Below are 20,802 nucleotides of genomic sequence, written 5' to 3'. Positions count from 1 at the left end.
ACGTCCCCCACCACGCTTTCCCCATGAACGACAACCAACTCCTGCGCTACTCGCGCCACATCCTGCTCGACGACATCGGCATCGAAGGCCAGCAACGCCTGCTGGACGCGCACGTCGTCATCATCGGCGCCGGTGGCCTGGGTTCGCCCGCGGCGCTGTACCTGGCCTCCGGCGGCATCGGCCACATCACGCTGGTCGATGACGACACCGTCGACCTGACCAACCTGCAGCGCCAGGTCATGCACACGACCGGGCGCATCGGTGAGCCGAAAGTCGAGTCCGGCCGCGCCGCACTGCTGGCCATCAATCCCGAGATCGAGGTCACCGCCCTGCGCGAACGCGCCGGTCCCGAGCGGCTGCTGGAACTGGCGCGCGCTGCCACGGTCGTACTCGATTGCAGCGACAACTTCGCCACCCGCCACGCCGTCAACCGCGCTTGCGTGGCGGCCGGCACGCCGCTCGTGTCGGGCGCCGTGATCCGCTTCGACGGCCAGCTGGCCGTGTTCGACGCGCGCCAGCCGGCCGCGCCGTGCTACGCCTGCCTGTTCCCCGAAGACACTGGCTTCGAGGATGTGGCGTGCAGCACCATGGGCGTGTTCGCGCCGCTGGTCGGGGTCGTCGGCGCAGTCCAGGCTGCCGAGGCGATGAAACTCATCATTGCCATCGGCGAACCGCTGGTGGGTCGTCTCTTGATGCTCGACGGCAAGTACATGGAATGGACCGCCATCGGCGTGGCGCGCAACCCGGCGTGTCCCGTATGTGCGGTGCGCCATGGTGAGAGCGGCAACACTGTTGATTAGTGGTGTCTTAACGGGGGCGGTGAAACGAGGTGTGTAGATGAACGTGACATACAATTGCATACTTTTCGCAGGTACGCTTGTCATATTTCGGGCTTATACTGTGCCGGTTCCATCGATTCCCTTGTCATCACACAGAGCTTATGAATTTTCAACGTACTCAGCGCAACACGCGCAGCACAGGTCGTGCACGCGGTTTTACCCTGGTCGAGATCATGGTTGTCGTGGTCATCATCGGCATTCTTGGCGCGCTGGTCGTGCCCAAGCTGCTGGGCCGCACCGGCGAATCGCGCGTCACGGCTGCCAAGGTCGACATCGCCACGATGATGCAGGCGCTCAAGCTCTACAAGCTCGATAACCAGCGCTACCCGACCACCGAGCAGGGCCTGGTCGCACTGACCACCAAGCCGACCTCGGGCCCGTCGGCCAATGGCTGGAAAGAGGGCGGTTACATCGAGAAGCTGCCGAAAGACCCATGGGGTAACGCTTACCAATACCTGTCGCCAGGCGTCAAGGGCGAAGTCGACGTGTTCTCGTACGGCGCCGACGGGCAGCCGGGCGGTACTGGCGAAGACACTGACGTCGGTTCCTGGGACTAAGTTATCTCCATGCCGGCCATGCGCACAGCGCGCACACGCGGCTTCACCCTGGTGGAGCTGCTGGTCGTGATGGTCATCATCGGCCTCACGCTGGGCATGGCCACGCTCAACGCCATCCCGAGTCCGCGCCAGGATCTCGATAAAGAAGCGCAGCGCCTGGCGCTGCTGCTGCAACTGGCGCGCGATGAAGCGATCGTGCGTAACCGCCTGGTCGCTTTCGAAGCCAATGGCGACCGCTACCGCTTCATGGTGCGCGGCGACGCCGGCTGGGAGCCGGTCACCCGCGACGACCTGCTACGCGAGCGGGAATTCAAGAATTCACCACTCCAATTGATTCTGGAACCGACCGGCACCGGCAACCCCGACATGCTGCGCATCACGTTCGGGCGCGAGCCGGTCGACCGGCCGTTCGTGCTGACGATGGCCAAGGGCGGCAACACGGTCGCGATCCGCGCCGACGGCGTCGGCCACTTCACTGTCGAATGACGTCTCCCGCCACCATGCGCCCCGTTTCCCGACCTGCCGCCGGTTTCACGCTGCTCGAAGTGCTGGTGGCGCTCGTCATCGTCGGCACCGCGCTGGCCGCCGGCCTGCGCGCGGTCGGCAGCCTGACGTCCAACAGCCAGGGCTTGCGCGCGTCGATGATGGCGACCTGGTCGGCCGAGAACCGGCTCGTGCAGATCCGCCTGGGGCGCGAGTTCCCCGAAGTGGGCAAGCGCAGCTTTCCGTGCCCGCAAGGCGGCCTGAACCTGATGTGCGAAGAAGAAGTCCTGACCAGCCCGAATCCGCTATTGCGCAGGATCGAAGTCTCGGTGTTTGACGTCGACAAGCCCGGTCGCCGGATTGTCAAACTGATCCAACTGGTTCTGAGGCCATCCCCGGTATGACGCGGATCCCAAGCAGCAGGCGCCCTGCAGGCTTTACCCTGGTCGAGCTCCTGGTGGCGATCGCCATCCTCGCCATGGTGGCCGTGCTGGGCTGGCGCGGCCTGGACGGCATTGTCCGCGCGCGCGTGGCGCTCACCGCCGACATGGAAACCACACGCGGCATGCAGCTGGCCTTTGCCCAGATGGAAAACGATTGCGAGCACGCGGCCGGCAACGACATCATGGCCGGCCGGCCCGCGCTGCTGTGGGATACCGACCGCCTGGTCCTCGTGCGCAAGGTCTTTGTCGAGAATGAACCATCGCGCCTGCAAGTGGTGAGCTACCGCGTCGTCGAAGGAAAATTGGTGCGGCGCGAGTCGCCCGGCACGCGCGACCTGATCCAGATCGAGCAGCTGTGGCAGGCGATTACGTCCGATGCAGCGGCCGAGAATTCGCCGTCCGTCGTGCTGCAGGTCGGTGTGGTCGGCATGCAGGTGCAGGGCTGGCAGAACAACGCCTGGCGCAATGCACCCACGGCCGTGGGCGGCGGGGCGCAAGATCCCATCATTGTCGAGTCGCCTGCCAAAAACGCGCAAGATCCGACCGGCGTGCAGGTGGCGCTGACCGTGCAGGGCCTGGCCCAGCCGATGGTCAAGGCATTCCTGCTGGGAGGCACCTGATGCATCCACAACTCACGCGCCAGCGGGGCGTTGCCGTCGTGACCGCCATGCTGCTGACCACACTGGCCATTTCGATTGTCGCCAGCCTGTTCTGGCAGCAGCAGGTGCAGGTGCGCTCGATGGAAAACCAGCGTCTGCAGTCGCAGACCAAGTGGATCCAGCGCGGCGCGCTCGACTGGGCCAGCGTCATTTTGCGCGTCAATTACGGCCAATACACGTCACTCGACCAGGTCTGGGCCACGCCGCTGGCAGAAACCCGGCTCGACCAGTACATCGAGCGTGAGCGAATCCAGGGCGAAAACTTCGATGCGTCGCTGTCGGGGCAGGTTCTGGACGCCACGGCGCGTTACAATCTGAACAATCTGGCCAAGGGCGGCAATCCAGACAAAGACCAGGTCAATGTCATGCGCAGCTTGCTGACCAATCTGCGGCTTGAAGCGCGGCTGGCCGTGCCAATCGCCGAGTTCGTCGCCGCGGGGCAGCAGCTGGCCGCCGTGCCGGAAGGTACCGACCCGACCACGGTCGTCCGGCCGCGGCGCACCGGGGCGCCGATGCGGCTGGAGCGGGTCGACGATTTATTGATGGTGCCAGGTGTCAAGCCCGAAGCAATCGAGCGCCTGCGCCCGTTCGTGATCGTGCTGCCGTCGTCGGATACGAACGTGAACGTGAACACCGCATCACCCGAAGTGCTGGCTGCCGTGTTGCCAGGAAGCTCGCTGTCCGAAGCCAACTCGCTGATCGCCCAGCGTCAGCGGGCGCCCTGGATTGACGTGCCAAACTTCAAATTGACATGGAAGGGCGCGCAACAAGAGATCGAGCCGCGGATTACCACCAAAAGCACGTATTTCCTGGTGCAGAGCCGGATCCGGCTCGACCGCGCCGCGCTGGACGCCGAGTCGCTGGTGCAAGTCGGCGGCAGCAACCTGATCAACCCCGGTAGTGTGAACGTAATCTGGACCCGCCAGAACTGAGAAGAAAGCGAGACAGTTTGAGTACTCTTTATATCCGGCATCCGGCACGCAGCCAGGGCGAAGGCGCCCTGTGCCGCTTTGCGCTGGTCGGCGACAACGGCGCTATCGGCCAGCAGGGCGAGGGCGTGCTGCGCAATCTGGGCGACGCCGTTGCCGCCAGCCGGCGCGTGGTGCTGGTGCTGGCCGCCAGCGACGTCACGCTGCTGTCCGTGCAGGCCCCGCCGCTGGCCGGCGCCCGCCTGCGCGCGGCGCTGCCGGCGCTCGTCGAAGAACACATCCTGGGCGACCCGCTCGATTGCGTGCTCGTGGCCGGTCCCGTGCAGCCTGATGGCCGCCGTCCGGTCGCCGTGGTGCAGCAGGCCTGGCTCGAGCCACTCGTGCGGGCACTGCTCGCACTCGGTGCGCGCCAGATCGCGGCAATCCCCGAGCAATTGTGCCTGCCGCTGCATCCGGGCAGTGTCAGCGCTGCCGTCGGCAACGGTGAACTGATCCTGCGCCAGAGCCAATATGACGGCCTGGGCCTGGCGCTCGACGGCAGCCCGGTGATGGCCTTGCAAACGGCGCGCGCGCTGTCGGGCGATGCGCCGCTGGTGCTGTATGTCGACCGTGAACAGCTGGGTGAATACAATGCGCTGGTGGCCGAAGCCGGTCCCGGCATCACGCTGGAAAGCGACGACTGGGCGCACTGGATCGCTGGCGCCAAAGGCAGCACCGGTCCCGTGCTCGACCTGGTGCCGGGCCTGGGCACGGCCGGCGTCGCGCAGCGCGACTGGCGCCGCTGGCGCTGGCCGATCCGCCTGGCGCTGGCGGCCGTGGCGATCAACCTGATCGGCCTGAATGTCGAATGGCTGGGCCTGAAACGTGAAGCCGACGCCGTGCGCCTGCAGATGAGCCAAACGTTCCGCTCGGTCTACCCGAACCAGCCGGCCATCGATCCGGTCGCGCAAATGCGCCAGAACATCGACCGTGCCAAGGCCGGCAGCGGCCAGGTCGCAGGCAACGAGTTCAACTGGATGGCCGCCGCCTTCGGCGAAGCGATACGCACACTGGGCGTGCCGCCTGCGATTGCATCAATCGATTACCGCGAACGGACCCTCACCGTGCGCGTCAAACCAGAGTCCACCAACCCCGGCATGGCCGACCAACTCCGCGCGTCCCTGTCGTCACGTAACCTCAGCCTGGAGTCGCCCGATGCGACCACCTGGCTGATCCGTAGCACAGGAACCAAGCCATGAGCGCCATCGGCAAACTGAGCGGCCTGCGCGAACGCGTGGGCGGCTACTGGAGCGCGCGCAGCGCGCAAGAACGCAAGTTCCTGCTCGTCGGCGGCGGCGTGGTGGCACTGACGCTGCTGTACCTGGTGCTGCTCGAGCCGGCGCTGACCGGCCGCGAACAATTGCGCCGCGCGCTGCCCGAGCTGCGCCAGCAAGCCGCGCAGCTCGATGCGCTGGCGGCCGAAGCGCGGGCCGTCGCAGCGCAGCCGGCGCCGGCGGTCGCACCCGTCACGCGCGAGGCGCTGGCCGCCAGCATGACGGCCAGCGGCCTGAATCCGGCGTCGCTGTCGGTCAGCGGCGAATACACCAAGGTGCAACTCAATGGTGTCTCGTTCGCCAATCTGATGGCCTGGCTCGACGCGCAACGCCGCGACAGCCGCCTGCTGGTGCAGGACGCGCAATTTAGCGCCAAGGATGCCCTTGGCCAGGTCGATGCCACGCTCACGCTGCGTCAAAGCACCGAGCCGGCTGCATGAGGCGGGCGCTGACGTGGGGCTTGCTGGTGGCGCTGGCCGTGGTGGCAACGGTGCTGGCATCCCTGCCGGCGGCCTGGCTCGGCCCGCTGGTCGAACGCCAGACCGGCGGTCGATTGACGCTGGGGGATGCGCAGGGTACGCTTTGGCGCGGCTCGGCCTTTATTGGCGGGGCGCCGGGCCAGGGCGGTGCGGTTACGCCATTGCTGCCAGGCCGTTTTGCCTGGACCCTGTCGCCACTGGTGGTGCTGGGCAACGTAAACATGACGCTCGAAAATGCGCAGGCGCTGGCCAATCCGGTGCGCGTGCAGGGCAGCTGGTCGCAGTGGCAGGTCAATGCCGGCGAACTCCTGCTGCCAGCCGAGGGGCTGGCGGGCCTGGGCGCGCCGCTCAACACGCTCGCGCCCACCGGCCGCATCCGGCTTTCCTGGAATACGCTGGACCTGCTGCGCCAGCAAAACATCGTGACGCTGCAGGGTCGTACCACGCTGTCGATGAGCGACATGGGTTCGCGCATGTCGCCCATCAAGCCGCTGGGCAGCTACGAAATGATCATGGACTGGCGCGGACCGCAGGCCGATCTGACGCTGCGTACCGTGCGCGGCGCCCTGCTGCTGTCGGGCGCAGGAACATTGCAGAACGGCCGCCTGCGCTTTTCAGGCCAGGCAGCGGCCGCCGATGGCTATGAAGACACTCTGGGAACCATGTTGAATCTGCTGGGACAGCGCCGGATGGTGAACGGCAAAAACGTAATCGCACTCGAGTTCAGATAATGAAGAAAACAGACCACACCACCTTCGCGCACCTCGAACTTCCGGCCCTGCGCCGTCTTGCCGCCGGCGCCATGCTGTGCTGCGCCGCCTCCGTCGTCACGACCCTGGCCCTGCCATTGTCGGCCTCCGCGCAAGAGACTGCGAACGCCGCAGCGCTCAGCTTCGTGAATGCCGACATCGAATCGGTGATCAAGGCGATCGGCCACTACACCGGCATGACCTTCATCATCGACCCGCGCGTGAAGGGCACGCTGACGCTCGTGTCCGAAAAGTCGCTCAGCAAGAGCGAAGCCTTTGGCCTGCTCACGTCGACTCTGCGCCTGCAGGGCTTCGCGGTGGTCACCAGCGGCGATGGGTATGCCAAGGTGGTGCCCGAGGCCGAAGCCAAGCTGCAATCGTCACCCACCCAAGTGGGCGGCGTGCGCTCGAGCAAGGCCACCGGCGACCAGATCGCCACGCAGGTGTTCTACCTGTCGTACGAATCTGCGGCCAACCTCACTGCCGTGCTGCGGCCGCTGATTTCGCCGAACAACTCGATCATGGCCAACCCGGGCAACAACACCCTGGTCGTGACCGATTACGCCGACAACCTGCGCCGCCTGGCACGCATCATCGCCGCGCTCGACGCGCCGGTGGCGGCCGAGCTGGACGTGATCCCGATCCGCAACGCCATCGCCAGCGATATCGCGCAACTCGTTACGCGCCTGATGGAACCGGCTGCCGGCGGCGACTCGGGCCGTGTCACGGTGCTGGCCGATCCGCGCACCAATGCGGTCATCGTGCGCGCGCCGTCGCAGGCCCGCGCCAACCTGGCCAAGAGTCTGATCGCGCGGCTTGACCAGGAAAGCTCCACCCGCGGCAATATCCACGTCGTCTACCTCAAAAACGCCGATGCCAGCCGCGTCGCGCAGACGTTGCGCGCGGTCGTCTCGCAAGATGCCTCGGCCGTTCCGGTACAGCAGCAGGGCACGTCGGGGAGCTCGATCACGTCGGCCACCGGCAGCGGGCAGGGCGGTAGCGGTGCCGGCGGCCTGGGCGGCCAGCAAGGCCAGCAGAGCAGCACCGGCATGGGCGGCACCGGCAACACCTTCGGCCAGCAAAGCCAGCTCACCGCCAATGCGGGCGGCGCGGGCGGCGGCCAGGGCTCCGGCTTCATCCAGGCCGATGCGTCGACCAACAGCCTGATCATCACCGCACCGGACGCCGTCTACCGCAACCTGCGCTCGGTCATCGACCAGCTCGACGTGCGCCGCGCCCAGGTGTATATCGAAGCGCTGGTGGTCGAAGTCACGTCCAACAAGGCGTCCGAATTCGGCGTGCAGTGGGTCGGCGCCACGGGCGACTCCGACAGCAAATACCGCTTCGGCGGCGTGCAGAACTACACCGGCGGCAGCTCGAGCAACAGCATCGTCAACCTCGCGCTGGCTGCCAGTCAGGGGACGGGCGCCACAACCACGCCAAACATCCCGACGGGCCTGACCTTCGGCCTGTTCCGCCAGATCGGCGGCGAGCTCGGCCTTGGCGCCGTGGCCCGCGCACTGGAAAACGATGGCAACGCCAACATCCTGTCGACGCCAAACCTGATCACGCTCGACAACGAACTGGCCACCATCAAGGTCGGCCAGAACGTGCCGATCATTACCGGCTCGTACACCACGTCGGGCAACAACAGCGGCAACCCGTTCCAGACCGTCGAGCGGCAAGACGTCGGCCTGCTGCTCAAGGTGCGTCCGCAGATCTCGGAAGGCGGCACCATCAAGATGGCCATCTACCACGAGAATTCGAGCGTCGATGCGTCTACCCGCAACCTGGCGTCGGGCCTGACCACCAATGTGCGCGCCATCGAAAGCAATGTCCTGGCCGACGACGGCCAGATCATCGTGCTGGGCGGCCTGATCGAAGACACCGAGGGCGACGGCGAAGAAAAAGTGCGCGGCCTGGGCGACATCCCGGTGCTGGGCAACCTGTTCAAGTACCGCACACGCTCGCGCAACAAGACCAACCTGATGGTGTTCCTGCGTCCGGTCGTGGTGCGCAGCAAGGATGCGTCGAACTCGATCGCGATGGACCGCTACGAGTTCATGCGCGCTGCCGGTGCTGCCGGCCGGCCAGAAACGTCGCCGCTGCTGCGCGACCTGGGCGCGCCGCTGTTGCCGCCGCTGGTCGGCGGTCAGCCGCCGGCAGGTGGCAGCATGGCCACGGTGCCGGTCCAGGCGCCGCCACCGGCCAACGCCGCGCCGGGCGCGTCGAACGATGGCGCGGCCAATCGTCCGGGCGCCTCGCGGTCAAGCTCGGCGAACCCGGCGAGCAATGCGGCGGAAACTGCACCGGGCGCAGCATCTGGCACAGCATCTGGCACCCCCGTGCCCGCCTCGCAATTTCGCCCGGTGACGCCACCGAACCGGGAGTAATCAGATGACCAATCTCTTGCCCTACGCGTTCGCCCGTGACCACGTCGTCCTGGCGCGCGGCACTGGTGAGCCGGGCCAGAGCGTCGAAGTGCTGGTCTCCAGCGCGACCGCGCCGGCCGCCATCGCCGAGGTGTCGCGCCGCTTCGGCCGCATCCAGCTGCGCCGGATGGACAAGGACGAGCTCGACACCGTCATCGCCGGCGCCTATGCCGGCGGCGGCAACGACGCCTCGCAGGTGGTCGACGAGTTCGATGCCGACCTCGATCTGACCAAGTTGCTGCAGGACGTTCCTGCGATCGAAGACTTGCTCGAATCGTCCGACGACGCGCCCGTGATCCGCATGATCAATGCGCTGCTGACGCAATCGCTGCGCGAAGGCGCGTCCGATATCCACATCGAGCCGTTCGAGCAGACGTCGGTCGTGCGCTTTCGCATCGACGGCGCACTGCGCGATATCGTGCGGCCAAAAAAGGCCATCCATGCGTCGCTGATCTCGCGTATCAAGATCATGTCGCAGCTCGACATCGCCGAAAAACGCCTGCCGCAGGATGGCCGCATCACGCTGCGCGTGGGTGGCAAACCGGTCGACGTGCGCGTTTCGACCCTGCCGACCGGTCACGGCGAGCGCGCCGTGCTGCGTCTGCTCGACAAAGAGGCAGGGCGCCTCGACCTGTCGCACCTGGGCATGGCGAGCGACCTGCTGCCGCAGTTCGACCGCCTGATCAACCAGCCGCACGGCATCGTGCTGGTCACGGGCCCGACCGGTTCGGGGAAGACCACGACGCTGTACGCGGCGTTGTCGCGCCTGAATGCCGCGACGGCCAACATCATGACGGTCGAAGACCCGATCGAGTACGACCTGAACGGCGTCGGCCAGACCCAGGTCAATGCCCGCATCGACATGACGTTCGCAAAAGCGCTGCGCGCCATCCTGCGGCAAGATCCTGACATCATCATGATCGGCGAGATCCGCGACCTGGAAACGGCGCAGATCGCGGTTCAGGCATCGCTGACGGGTCACCTGGTGCTGGCCACGCTGCACACCAACGATGCGGCTTCGGCCGTGACGCGTCTGCTCGACATGGGCATCGAACCGTTCCTGCTGTCCTCGTCGCTGCTGGGCGTGATGGCCCAACGCCTGGTGCGCAAACTCTGCTCGCAGTGCAAGACCTTCGACGGCAGTACATGGCACGCAGTCGGTTGCGAGCGCTGCGGTCACACCGGTTACCACGGCCGCGTCGGCGTCTACGAACTGCTCGAGACCACCGACCAGATCCGCGCCCAGATCCACAACCGCGCGTCCGAAGCCGACATCCGCGTCGCGGCGCTGGGCGTGGGCATGAAGACCATGCGCGAGGACGGCGAACGCTGGCTGCTCGACGGCACCACCACACGGGCCGAAATCGTGCGCGTGACCAAGGACTAACCGATGCCGGCATTTCGTTACGAGGCGGTCGACAACGCGGGCGCCACGCGCAAGGGCGTGGTCAACGCCGACAGCCCGCGCGCCGCGCGCGCCGATCTGCGCGCGCAGGGCCTGACGCCACTGAGCGTCGAAGCCATCGCAGCCCAGCTCGACGCCGCTGGCGTGGCCCGCTCGCGCGGCATCGGCGAGCGCCTGTCGCAAAACGAACTGGCGCTGTTCACGCGCCAGCTGGCCAGTCTGCTGGAAGCCGGCCTGCCGCTCGAGCAAGCCTTTACCGCCCTGCTCGAACAGGCTGAGCGCCCGTACGTGCGCGACCTGGTCGCGTCGATCCGCGCCGAAGTCATCGGCGGCTCGGCTTTTTCCACCGCCCTGACGCACCACCCGCGCGACTTCGCCGAGATTTACCGGGCGCTGGTCGGCTCGGGCGAGCAGATCGGTCAACTGTCGCGCGTGCTCTCGCGCCTGGCCGACTACATCGAGCGCCGCAATGCCCTCGTGCAAAAGGTGCGCCTGGCGTTCACGTATCCGGCGATCGTCACCGTGGTCGCGTTCGCGATCGTGATTTTCCTGCTCACCTATGTGGTGCCGCAGATCGTCTCGGTGTTTGCCAACACCAAGCAAAAGCTGCCATTTCTTACCGTCGTCATGCTGGCCGTGTCCGACTTCGTGCGCGCGTATGGCATCGTTGTCGGCATCCTGATTGCCGGCGCGTTCTGGCTGTGGCGGCGCGCGCTGCGCAATCCCGTGCTCAAGCGCCGCTGGCACACGTGGCTGCTGACCGCGCCCATCTACGGCAAGTTCGAACGCAGCCTGAACACCGCGCGCTTTGCCAGCACGCTGGCGATCACCACCGGCTCGGGCGTGCCGATCCTGCGCGCGCTCGATACCAGCCGCGAGACGCTGTCGAACGTGGCGATGGCCGAACTGGTCGAGCAGGCCACGGCCAGCGTGCGCGAAGGCGTGAGCCTGGCGCGCGCGCTGTCGGCGCAAAAGCTGTTTCCACCGATGCTCGTGCACATGATCCGCGCCGGCGAAATCACCGGCGAACTGCCGGCCATGCTCGAGCGGGCTGCCAATTCGCAGCAGGCCGATCTGGAGCGCCGCACGCTGACCATTGCCGGCCTGCTCGAGCCGGTGCTGATCCTGGCGATGGGCCTGGTCGTGCTGCTGATCGTGCTGGCCGTCCTGATGCCGATCATCGAAATCAACCAGCTGGTGCAATAAGAATCGCGCAGCGATGCCAATGACCCAGATGCGAAAGACACCATGAACAAGCGTTTGCCCCTTCTTTTGAGCCTGCTGGCCCTGCTCGTGCTGGCGGCGTCCAGCGCCTATTGGGTGCTGCAACTGTACAAGCCCGAGCAACGCCCGCTGGCGGCAGCGCCGCTGGCGACACAGCCCGCGCCGAGTCCCGAGGCTGCAGCGACGCTGTTCGGCGGACAGCCGACGGTCGCGATTTCCAGTTTCCAATTGACTGGTGTGGTCTCGGCCGGCGCCAACAGCGCCGTGATCCTGGTGGCCGACGGGTCGCCGCCCAAAGCAGTGCGCATCGGCCGCGAGATCGCGCCGGGCGTCGTGGTGGCCGAAGTGCATCGGCGCTATGTGATGTTGTCCGACAGCGGCGTCATGAAGCGCGTCGAACTCGCGCCCGATGCCGGCCAGTCGAGTGCGATCAGCCAGCCGGTGCCGCGCGCAATGTCACCGCAGCCGGTGATGGAACCGCAAATGGCGCCGGGCGTGGTCAGCGCGCCACCGATGATGCAGAGCGCACCACCGAATGGCAATCCGCAAGGGATACAGGGCCAGCCAAGAGATCCGCCGCCGGAGCAGGACAATCCGGGTCAGCAGGGGCAGCCGCAGATGCCACAGAACGCGCAGCCAATGAATGGCGAGCGGCCGGTGATGTAAGCGTTGGCGTGTGGGCAGCGTGGCCGCTCAGCGCCGCAATGCCGTAAACGCCGCCAGTTCCCACGACCTGAAACCCAGCAGCAGCGTATGCCCCTTGCGCTCGTCGGCCGGCAGACGCCGGTCGTTGCGGTGCAGGCGCGCCAGTTCTGCCGCCAATTGATCGATCTTCAGCGACAGTTCGAGCGCACTGGCCGGTGACAGCCGCGCCGGCAGGCACAGCAGAGCCTCGCCGGCACCATCGAAGTGGCCCGAGAAGTAATCGCTGACCACGTTCTCGCGGAAGAAATGCTGCACCGGGCCATCCGGCAGCCAGCGGAATGCATTCGATACCCGCAGCAGATAGCGGTTCAGCGGTTTCAGTTCAATCAGGCCCAGCCGGTCGAGCTCGGCGAGCAGCGTGATGCACTCGGCCTCGGTCAGGTCGTAAGTCTCGATGATCTGCTCGATGCTCCAGTGACCCAGGCAACAGATCGCCATCAACAGCAGGCGCGGGTTGGCAACGATGGAGCGTTCCTGCGTCAGGCTCAGCGCATCGAGCTGGGGGCGCGCCTCGATCGCTCCGCGCAGCAGGTCTTCCAGGCCAATGCCGGTGGCCTGGCAAATCTCCGCCAGGCGCGACAGCGCCATATCCTTTTGCCCGAACATGCGCTTGACGCTTGATTCGCTCACGCCAATGCGCTCGGACAGCGTTTTATACGTGATGCCGGCGGCGCGCAAGCGCATGCGCAGGGCGTCGAGGATCAGATCGGGAGAACTCATGGACAATCCAGGGAAGATGACAACGGCTGACTGTAACGTCGAATCACCGTGTGGACAAGGCGCGTACAGTCAATGATGCACCGCTGGCCAAAAAAACGGACACCGAGGTGTCCGCAAAGAGTGTCAGCACAGCGTGCCTGATGCCAGATCAGTCGTCGTCACTGGCCACCAGCTTGACCTTCTTGAGCGCCTGCTTGGCCGCAGTGCGCTCGCTCGAGAGCGGCTTGGCATGGGGGCCGGCGGCGCGTGCCTTGGCCAGCGCAGCAATGGGATTACGCGGCTTGCCCGCCTGCTGTGACGGTTCGATCCGCAACCGCATTTTTTGCCGCGTCGCCAGTGCCTTGTTTGCCATGCCGGCCTCCCGCAAAAAAATTACAGCACGTAGCGCGACAGGTCTTCGTTGACCGCCAGCGCGTCGAGCCGGTCGTTGACAAAAGCGGCATCGATGCGCACCACCTGATCTTTTTCAGAGCCAGCGCTAAACGAGATTTCCTCGAGCAGCTTTTCCATCACCGTGTACAGGCGGCGCGCGCCGATGTTCTCGGTGCGCTCGTTGACCGAGAACGCGATCTCGGCCAGGCGATGGATGCCTTCGTCCAGGAACTCGACCTGCACGCCTTCGGTGGCCAGCAGCGCCTGGTATTGCTTGGTCAGGCTCGCGTGGGTGGAGGTCAGGATGCTCTTGAAGTCCTCGATCGACAGCGATTCGAGTTCGACGCGGATCGGGAAGCGACCCTGCAGCTCGGGAATCAGGTCCGATGGCTTGGCCAGGTGGAATGCGCCCGATGCGATGAACAGAATGTGGTCGGTCTTGATCATCCCGTACTTGGTGTTGACCGTGGTGCCCTCGACCAGTGGCAGCAGGTCGCGCTGCACGCCGGCGCGCGAGACATCGGCGCCGCCGTGCTCGGAACGCGTGGCGATCTTGTCGATCTCATCCAGGAACACGATGCCGTTCTGCTCGACGTTGGTGATGGCCTTTTGTTTGAGCTCGTCTTCGTTGAGGAGCTTGCCGGCCTCTTCGTCGATCAGGATCTTCATGGCTTCCTGAATCTTGAGCTTGCGCGGCTTCTTGCGGGCATTGTTGGCGCCGGCGAACATCGACTTGATCTGCTCGGTCATTTCTTCCATGCCTGGCGGCGCCATGATGTCCATCTGCGGCGCAGCATCGGACACCTCGATCTCGATTTCACGATCGTCGAGCGCGCCTTCGCGCAGGCGCTTGCGGAAGGTCTGGCGCGTGGCGTCGCCTTCCTTGCTGTCCGGCGTATTGGCGGTATTGAAACCGAAGTCGCGCGCCGGCGGCACCAGGATGTCGATGATGCGGTCTTCGGCCGCGTCTTCGGCGCGCTGGCGCACTTTCTTTGCTTCGCTGGCGCGCGTCTGCTTGATGCCGATATCGATCAGGTCGCGGATGATGGTGTCGACGTCGCGCCCGACATAGCCGACCTCGGTGAACTTGGTCGCCTCGATCTTGATGAATGGCGCATCGGCCAGCTTGGCCAGGCGGCGCGCGATCTCGGTCTTGCCGACGCCCGTTGGGCCGATCATCAGGATGTTCTTCGGCGTGATTTCGTAGCGCAGCGGTTCCTCGACCTGCTGGCGGCGCCAGCGGTTACGCAGCGCGATCGCGACGGCCTTCTTGGCCTTGCCCTGGCCGACGACGTGCTTGTCCAGCTCGGAGACGATTTCGGGTGGGGTCATGTTCATGAAGCTGTTCATATCAGTCCAGGGTCTCGATGATGTGGGACATGTTCGTGTAGATGCACAGTTCGCCCGCGATGGTCAGCGCCTTCTTGACCACTTCGGCAGGCGCCATGTCGGTGTTCTCGTACAGGGCCTTGGCGGCCGACTGCGCATAGATGCCGCCGGAGCCGATCGCACCGATGCCGTCTTCCGGCTCGAGCACGTCGCCATTGCCCGTGATGATCAGGGTGGACTCGCGGTCGGCCACGAGCAGCATGGCTTCCAGGCGGCGCAGCACGCGGTCGGTGCGCCAGTCCTTGGCCAGCTCGACCGAGGCGCGCAGCAGGTTGCCCTGGTGCTTTTCAAGTTTGCCCTCGAAGCGATCGAGCAGCGTGAAGGCGTCGGCCGTGCCGCCGGCGAAACCGCATAGGACCTTGCCCTGATACAGCTTGCGCACCTTCCGTGCCGATCCCTTCATGACGACGTTGCCGAGCGTGACCTGTCCATCGCCGCCAAGCGCGACCTGATTGCCGCGGCGTACGCTGACGATGGTTGTACCGTGAAATTGTTCCATTTTTACCTCGTGATTGTCTGGCTACCAGCAGGTGGGGACCGTGCGCAGGATTGCAAGATTATCCGAACGGGAAATCCGGCTGCGCTTCCACAGCCGGGGTCAGGTCTGACATTCGGACACGACCTCAGCCCTAGCCACAACAGCTGGGGTCACAACAGCTGGGGTCACAGCCGGGGTCACAGCCGGGGTCAGGTCTGACATTCAGACACGACCTCAGCCCTAGCCACTTCCAACAGTGTCTTGTCCAATATTTGTATGGCCCAGTGTCAGCTGGTTTCGCCTATCCAACTGTTGAACTCGTGTCCGAATGTCAGACCTGACCCCGGCTTTTCGGTAGAGCTCGTGTCCGAATGTCAGACCTGACCCCGGCTTTTTAGCGTGCTGTCGCGTCAGTAGCGGTGCGGATAGAGCTGTACGCTATCGCCGGCGCCTAGCAGCCGCAGTAGGGCAGCCACCAGGTGGCTCAGTTCGCGCAGCTCGACCGTGCGGCCGGCTGCGGCCTGCGCATCGAGCCGCGCCAGCAGGCTGCCGGCGCCGGCGTAGTCGATGCGCGCCAGCCGTGAGCAGTCGAGCACGAGCGTGTTGCGTTCTGCGGCGTAGGCCTCGATGGCACCCAGTAATGCCGGGTCCAGGCTGCTGATCACGGCTGGCAACATGAAACGGTCGCCGTGGCTCGGGGCCGGTGCCGCGGTCGAGACGTGCCGGGGTGCTTCGAACGAAGGCGGCGAGACTTCGTAGGTGACGCAGTAATCCATCGCCGCTTCTTCGAAATCTTTTTCGCGGTTGGTCAGCAGCAGCAGTTCGAGCAGCAGCAGCCATGGCGCCGGGCTGGCGCCGCGCTTGCCGATGACGAGCATCGGGCGCAGCGTCGTGATCAGGGTGTCGGCGCCGGCCAGCACCAGGCCGCGGTCGCTCGCGCGCAGCGTCTGCAGGGCGGGCAGCAGGCAGTCGGCGCCGTCCGCATCGATGCTGCGCACCTTGCCGAAATCGAGCCGCACGTTCGGCGCCTGCGCGTCGAGCACGCGCCGCAGGCGGGGTGCGACGGTGGCATCGAGCAGCGTGTCGAAGGTTTCGGTGGCGGTCAGCCCCTGCGCCGGCTGGCTGGCGACCGAGACGGGGGCGAGCGGCTTCCAGGTGGGCGGCGAGGTTTCGAAGTGGCTGGCGTAATCGATCGCGATGCTCTCGAACGCTTCTTCGCGGCCGTTGGCCTGATACAGGTCGAACAGCATCCACCATGCCAGGCGTTCGTGGCGGCCCAGCGTTGCGAGCGATTCGCGCAGCAATTGCTCGGCAGCGGCGCTCTGGCCGTTGGCGTACAGGATGGCGCTTTCGTCGACCGCCGGGGCGCTGGCGGGCGCAGCCGCCTGGTCGGGGAGGTCGTCGGGATCGGGTGCGGCGGCCACCGTGACGCCGTTTGCAGGGCGGCGGCCACTGTCCCAGGCGGGCTCGTCGTCGAACATGTCGGACGCGAATTCGAGTTCGATTTCGTCGATCTTGGCGGCAGTGGCGCGGGCGATTTCACGCTGGCGCTCGCGCTCGGCATCAGACGCCAGGCGTGACGGTTCGCTGCGCAGGCGTGACTCCGGTGGCGGCCAGCCGGACGCGGCCACCGCATCGTTCTTTTTCTTCAGGAAGGAAAAAAGCCCCATGCTCACCGTTGTCTTTTATAACGTGTCCATCATGACCTTAGCACGGACTTTTGCCACGTATGCTGCGCACACGTGGCCGGGCATCAGTGTATCCGAAAGGAAATAGTCGTATGGTTTAAGCCATTGTAGCGTGCGCTCGCGCGCAGGACAGCGCCTGTCATCCGTCGTACAAACATCAAGACATGACGTGCACAAACAAAAAAAGCATGCGACGGGTCGCATGCTTTTTGGTCGGTGCTGAAGCGCTGTTCAGCACGCTCGTCAATCAGTCGCCGTACAGCTTCTGCTTGAGTTCGCGACGCTGCTGGGCTTCCAGCGACAGCGTGGCGGTCGGGCGGGCGATCAGGCGCGGGATGCCGATCGGTTCGCCGGTTTCTTCGCACCAGCCGTATTCGCCGCCGTCGATCGACTGGATCGATTGCTGGACTTTCTTGAGCAGCTTGCGCTCGCGGTCACGGGTACGCAGTTCGAGCGCATGTTCTTCTTCGATGGTTGCGCGGTCGGCCGGATCGGGAACCAGCACGGTCTCGCGCAGGTGTTCCGTAGTTTCGCCGGCGTTCTTGAGCAGTTCGCGCTCGAGTTCCTGCAGGCGGTTCTTGAAGAATGCCAGCTGGGCCGCATTCATGTAGTCGCCCTCGCTCATCGCGCGAATCTCGTCTTCCGTCAGGAGGCGTTCGTCGGACTGGGCGGTATTCGGTTTCGTTGTTTTAGTCATGATGCCTTCGATACGACAGAGGTTTGCATTTTATCAGCTTGCCCATCAGTAACACCGCACGAAAGGGTGCATGCCGGGCAGGCTGCCTTGATGACGACGGTACGCCATCCTATCTCCGTCCGCGCCGCATGGGCGGCAAGGGCGGTTCACCACTGGCTGTTTGAAGCGCGTCGTGGCGGTCCGTGCGGCCCGGCCTGGCACAGTGTCGACGCACGGCGCCGAACAAGCCTGCCAGGCCAGTCAAACTGATGCAGTTTATACCAAACACTGTTCCAGTCCGCGGATAAATACGTCTTTTGGTAAATTTTTACCAATAAAGACCATCTTGGTGGCAGGCGTTTCATTCTCCGCCCATTTCGGTCCCACGTCGCTTCCCATGATCTGGTGCACGCCCTGGAACACAACCTTGCGATCGACGCCATCCATCCGCAATACACCCTTGTAGCGCAGCATTTGCGGGCCGAAGACCTGCACCAGGCTGCCGAGGAATTGTTCCAGGCGTTCCGGGTCGAATGCGCGCTCGCTCTTGAACACGAACGCGGCGATGTCGTCGCTGTGGTGGCTGTGATGATGATCGTGGCTGCACGACGCATCGTGCACATGGTCGTGGCCGCAATCGGCGCCATGCTTGTGCTCATGGTCGTGGTCGTGATCGTGCCCGTCTTCGCCGTCGACACGCAGGAAATCGGGATCGATGTCCAGCTTGTCGTTCAGGTTGAAGCCGCGCAGGTCGAGCACATCGGCGATCGGGGCGCGGCCGAAGTCGCTGGTGGCGATCGGTGCGCGCGGATTGATGCGCTGCAGGCGCGCCTTGAGCGCATCGACGGCGGCGGCATCGACCAGGTCGGTCTTGGACAGCAGGATCTTGTCGGCAAAGCCCACCTGGCGCTGGGCTTCTTCGTGCGCGGTCAATTGTTCCATTGCGTGGCGGGCATCGACCACCGTCACGACGGCGTCGAGCAGGTAGTGGGCGCCAACTTCTTCATCGACGAAGAAGGTCTGGGCCACCGGGCCCGGATTGGCCAGCCCCGTCGTTTCGATGACGACACGGTCGAAACTGATTTCGCCAGCGGCGCGTTTCTTTGCCAGGCTGTTGAGTGCCTCGATCAGGTCGCCACGCACGGTGCAGCAGATGCAGCCGTTGTTCATTTCGATGATCTGCTCGCCAGAGTCCTGCACCAGGATTTCGTTGTCGATGTTTTCTTCACCGAATTCGTTCTCGATGACGGCGATGCGCATGCCGTGGTCTTCCTGCAGGATGCGGTTGAGCAGGGTGGTCTTGCCCGCGCCGAGAAAGCCGGTGAGGATGGTGCTGGGGATCAGGTCCATTGGTTTGCTACTCATGGTTGACATCAGGGTTGGACGAAAGAACCGGGGGATTATGCCGCAATTCTTGCAACCTCACCATCTGACGTGTCGCGTGCAGATCGTGTGCAAACCATGGAGGAACTTCTGGCCGGATTGGCAGGGTGTCTACTTCTTGCCCGCCGCGTTGTCCGCGCGTGCGGTGTCGGCAGCGGCAATGACCTGGGCAATCGCGGCGACCACGAGCTGCGGTTGTTCCTGGTGGATGTTGTGGCCGCTATCGGGCGTTACCACGTGGCTGCCGCGCCTGAAGCTGCGAAAGAAACGTGCATGCAGGTCGCGCCAGACGTCGACGGCTGCCGGGGTTTCCAGAAAGAGCTGGGGCTGCTCGCGGCGCTGTACGGACGTGAGCACCACGACCGGCACATCCGGCAAGGGCCCGGCCAGGGGCAGCGTGCCGCTGTCGAGAATGGCCTGCACCTGGGCCAGTTCGGGCTGGAACTTGGGCGGCATGTATTGCACCAGCAGGCGGGCGTCGTTGTCGACCGCGGCGGCGTCAAGCTTGCGCAGTTCGGTGTTCTGGTGCTCATCGCTGGGGTCGACAAACACCATGCCGGCGATCTCGGCCGGATGGCGCGCGGCGTAGCTGCGTATCAGGAAGCCGCCGTAAGAATGGCCGACCAGCACGAAGGGCGGGCGCACCCCTGCCGCGGCGATCACTTGTTCCAGTTCATCGGTACGGCTGGCCACGGTCGGCGTCCCGGGGCGCGCCTCCGAGCGGCCATGGCCGGCGCGCGAGTACGTGATCACCTTGTTCGACCGGGCCACCTCCGGCGCCACGTCGCGCCACACATTCAGGTCGCGCCCGAAGCCGGATTCGAAGATGACGGTATAGGGCCCGGTGCCCTTGCTGACCAGCTGCACCCGGTAAGTGCCGACGTCCAGTAGTTCCGGTGGGTCCTTCGGCATGGCAGCAGGCGTTTGCGCGCCGGCAAACGTGCTCAGTGCCAGCAGGACGGCGCCGACGGTGCGGGACAGGTAGACCATGGTGACTCCATCAAATGCGTTGTCATCCTGTCTGCATGCGGCGACAATTGGATGTGAAGCAATAGTCTAAGAAACACGGCAAGACACCGGTACTGTCAAATATGTCAGTCGGGCAGCGGGGTGATGGGGGAAGCGGTGGCAAACGAATCGATGGCGCAATGGCGTGCCCGTCATCTGGACGCAATGGGCCAGGCGGTGGATGCGGATGGCCTGTTTGCGGTCGTCGCCGGCGCCGCGCGCGAACTGGGTTTCGACTATTGCGCCTACGGCATGCGCAAGCCGATGCCGCTGTCGAAACCGTCGACCGTGATGCTGAACAATTACCCGGATGCGTGGCAGGCGCGCTATGCCGATCAGGGTTATCTGGGGCAGGATCCCACGGTCCGGCATGGGGCTGGATCGCTGTTGCCGCTGTTGTGGAGCGAGCCGGTATTTGCGCAGGCGCGCCCTCTTTGGGAAGACGCGCGTGGCCATGGTTTGCAGGTGGGCTGGGCCCAGGCATCGCGCACGCCGGACGGTTGCGTCGGCATGCTGACACTGGCGCGCTCGCACGATGCGTTGTCCGAGGCCGAGCTGGACCAGAGCGAAGCCAATATGTCATGGCTGGCGCATGCGGCGCACCAGGAATTGGCCCGGTTGCAGCGGCCAACCCCGGGTACGCAGGTGCTGGCGCTCAGCGCGCGGGAAGCCGAAGTCTTGCGCTGGATGGCCGACGGCAAGACCTCGAGCGAGGCCGGCACCATCCTCAGCCTGTCCGAACGGACCGTCAATTTTCACGTTGCCAATGCCCTGCTCAAGCTGGGTGCGGCCAACAAGACCGCCGCCGTGGTCAAGGCCGCGTTGTTCGGCCTGCTTTAAGAGGCCTGTTTTAAAAGGCCGGTTCAAGACG

Annotated in this window: 22 protein-coding genes; 14 read left to right on the top strand and 8 right to left on the bottom strand. The window is 65.0% G+C overall.

Going from position 1 to position 20,802, the window contains the following annotated elements:
* The first annotated feature begins 23 nt into the window (after window positions 1–23).
* The 13 genes from AC56LH_RS20415 (at window position 24) to AC56LH_RS20355 (ending at window position 12,178) form a co-directional block, all read left to right on the top strand.
* Window positions 24–800 (top strand): HesA/MoeB/ThiF family protein, encoded by a 777-nt coding sequence (locus AC56LH_RS20415; RefSeq protein ID WP_499649181.1) that lies wholly within the window; start codon window positions 24–26, stop codon window positions 798–800.
* Window positions 801–940: 140 nt separating this feature from the next.
* Window positions 941–1,396, top strand: coding sequence for a type II secretion system major pseudopilin GspG (gene gspG / locus AC56LH_RS20410; RefSeq protein WP_183554567.1), 456 nt, complete (start codon window positions 941–943; stop codon window positions 1,394–1,396).
* Window positions 1,397–1,405: 9 nt separating this feature from the next.
* Complete coding sequence (gene gspH, locus AC56LH_RS20405) at window positions 1,406–1,882, top strand: type II secretion system minor pseudopilin GspH (protein WP_370660596.1); 477 nt, start codon at window positions 1,406–1,408, stop codon at window positions 1,880–1,882.
* A 14-nt stretch (window positions 1,883–1,896) separates the two neighbouring features.
* Window positions 1,897–2,283 carry a type II secretion system minor pseudopilin GspI gene (gene gspI, locus AC56LH_RS20400; protein WP_183554564.1) on the top strand — a complete coding sequence of 129 codons (387 nt, stop codon included), beginning with the start codon at window positions 1,897–1,899 and terminating at the stop codon, window positions 2,281–2,283.
* Window positions 2,280–2,942: a PulJ/GspJ family protein gene (locus AC56LH_RS20395; RefSeq protein ID WP_499649179.1), complete on the top strand. Its 663-nt coding sequence runs from the start codon at window positions 2,280–2,282 to the stop codon at window positions 2,940–2,942. The genes gspI and AC56LH_RS20395 overlap by 4 nt, the downstream gene beginning before the upstream one ends.
* The gene (gene gspK / locus AC56LH_RS20390) at window positions 2,942–3,913 is read left to right on the top strand and encodes a type II secretion system minor pseudopilin GspK (RefSeq protein ID WP_499649177.1); all 972 of its coding nucleotides are present in this window, start codon (window positions 2,942–2,944) and stop codon (window positions 3,911–3,913) included. The genes AC56LH_RS20395 and gspK overlap by 1 nt, the downstream gene beginning before the upstream one ends.
* A 17-nt stretch (window positions 3,914–3,930) precedes the next feature.
* Window positions 3,931–5,148 (top strand): type II secretion system protein GspL, encoded by a 1,218-nt coding sequence (gene gspL / locus AC56LH_RS20385; RefSeq protein ID WP_499649176.1) that lies wholly within the window; start codon window positions 3,931–3,933, stop codon window positions 5,146–5,148.
* Window positions 5,145–5,663, top strand: coding sequence for a type II secretion system protein M (locus tag AC56LH_RS20380; RefSeq protein WP_499649174.1), 519 nt, complete (start codon window positions 5,145–5,147; stop codon window positions 5,661–5,663). Before gspL ends, AC56LH_RS20380 begins: the two co-directional genes overlap by 4 nt.
* Window positions 5,660–6,433, top strand: coding sequence for a type II secretion system protein N (gene gspN / locus AC56LH_RS20375; protein ID WP_499649172.1), 774 nt, complete (start codon window positions 5,660–5,662; stop codon window positions 6,431–6,433). Before AC56LH_RS20380 ends, gspN begins: the two co-directional genes overlap by 4 nt.
* Window positions 6,433–8,844 carry a type II secretion system secretin GspD gene (gene gspD / locus AC56LH_RS20370; RefSeq protein ID WP_499649170.1) on the top strand — a complete coding sequence of 804 codons (2,412 nt, stop codon included), beginning with the start codon at window positions 6,433–6,435 and terminating at the stop codon, window positions 8,842–8,844. Before gspN ends, gspD begins: the two co-directional genes overlap by 1 nt.
* A gap of 4 nt (window positions 8,845–8,848) precedes the next feature.
* Window positions 8,849–10,270, top strand: a complete 1,422-nt coding sequence (gene gspE / locus AC56LH_RS20365) for a type II secretion system ATPase GspE (protein WP_499500387.1) — start codon at window positions 8,849–8,851, stop codon at window positions 10,268–10,270.
* A gap of 3 nt (window positions 10,271–10,273) precedes the next feature.
* Window positions 10,274–11,494, top strand: a complete 1,221-nt coding sequence (gene gspF / locus AC56LH_RS20360; protein WP_499649168.1) for a type II secretion system inner membrane protein GspF — start codon at window positions 10,274–10,276, stop codon at window positions 11,492–11,494.
* Window positions 11,495–11,536: 42 nt separating this feature from the next.
* Window positions 11,537–12,178, top strand: coding sequence for a hypothetical protein (locus AC56LH_RS20355; protein ID WP_499649166.1), 642 nt, complete (start codon window positions 11,537–11,539; stop codon window positions 12,176–12,178).
* Between the two features lie 27 nt (window positions 12,179–12,205).
* Here the strand turns inward: AC56LH_RS20355 and AC56LH_RS20350 are convergent, their stop codons facing one another.
* From AC56LH_RS20350 to AC56LH_RS20315, 8 genes are all read right to left on the bottom strand, one after another.
* Entirely contained in the window at window positions 12,206–12,937 is a 732-nt protein-coding gene (locus tag AC56LH_RS20350) for a helix-turn-helix domain-containing protein (RefSeq protein WP_499649164.1), read from the bottom strand.
* A 148-nt stretch (window positions 12,938–13,085) separates the two neighbouring features.
* On the bottom strand, window positions 13,086–13,289 hold the full coding sequence (locus AC56LH_RS20345; protein ID WP_499649162.1) for a hypothetical protein: 204 nt from the start codon (window positions 13,287–13,289) through the stop codon (window positions 13,086–13,088).
* 20 nt (window positions 13,290–13,309) lie between these two features.
* Window positions 13,310–14,647, bottom strand: a complete 1,338-nt coding sequence (hslU, locus tag AC56LH_RS20340; RefSeq protein WP_499649160.1) for an ATP-dependent protease ATPase subunit HslU — start codon at window positions 14,645–14,647, stop codon at window positions 13,310–13,312.
* 13 nt (window positions 14,648–14,660) lie between these two features.
* On the bottom strand, window positions 14,661–15,197 hold the full coding sequence (gene hslV / locus AC56LH_RS20335) for an ATP-dependent protease subunit HslV (protein WP_183554537.1): 537 nt from the start codon (window positions 15,195–15,197) through the stop codon (window positions 14,661–14,663).
* Between the two features lie 389 nt (window positions 15,198–15,586).
* Entirely contained in the window at window positions 15,587–16,846 is a 1,260-nt protein-coding gene (locus AC56LH_RS20330) for an STAS domain-containing protein (protein WP_499649158.1), read from the bottom strand.
* 265 nt (window positions 16,847–17,111) lie between these two features.
* The gene (dksA, locus tag AC56LH_RS20325; protein WP_183554535.1) at window positions 17,112–17,561 is read right to left on the bottom strand and encodes an RNA polymerase-binding protein DksA; all 450 of its coding nucleotides are present in this window, start codon (window positions 17,559–17,561) and stop codon (window positions 17,112–17,114) included.
* Between the two features lie 255 nt (window positions 17,562–17,816).
* Window positions 17,817–18,890 (bottom strand): CobW family GTP-binding protein, encoded by a 1,074-nt coding sequence (locus AC56LH_RS20320; protein WP_499649809.1) that lies wholly within the window; start codon window positions 18,888–18,890, stop codon window positions 17,817–17,819.
* Window positions 18,891–19,034: 144 nt separating this feature from the next.
* Window positions 19,035–19,913, bottom strand: coding sequence for an alpha/beta fold hydrolase (locus tag AC56LH_RS20315; RefSeq protein ID WP_499649156.1), 879 nt, complete (start codon window positions 19,911–19,913; stop codon window positions 19,035–19,037).
* A gap of 135 nt (window positions 19,914–20,048) precedes the next feature.
* On the opposite strand from AC56LH_RS20315, the gene AC56LH_RS20310 reads away from it, so the two are divergent.
* Window positions 20,049–20,771 (top strand): autoinducer binding domain-containing protein, encoded by a 723-nt coding sequence (locus AC56LH_RS20310; RefSeq protein WP_499649154.1) that lies wholly within the window; start codon window positions 20,049–20,051, stop codon window positions 20,769–20,771.
* The last annotated feature ends 31 nt before the right edge of the window (window positions 20,772–20,802 follow it).

This window comes from Telluria sp. LT1R51-2 (assembly GCF_059685775.1).
The sequence above is the reverse complement of the archived record's forward strand: the minus strand, read 5'-3'. Positions and strand labels throughout refer to the sequence as shown.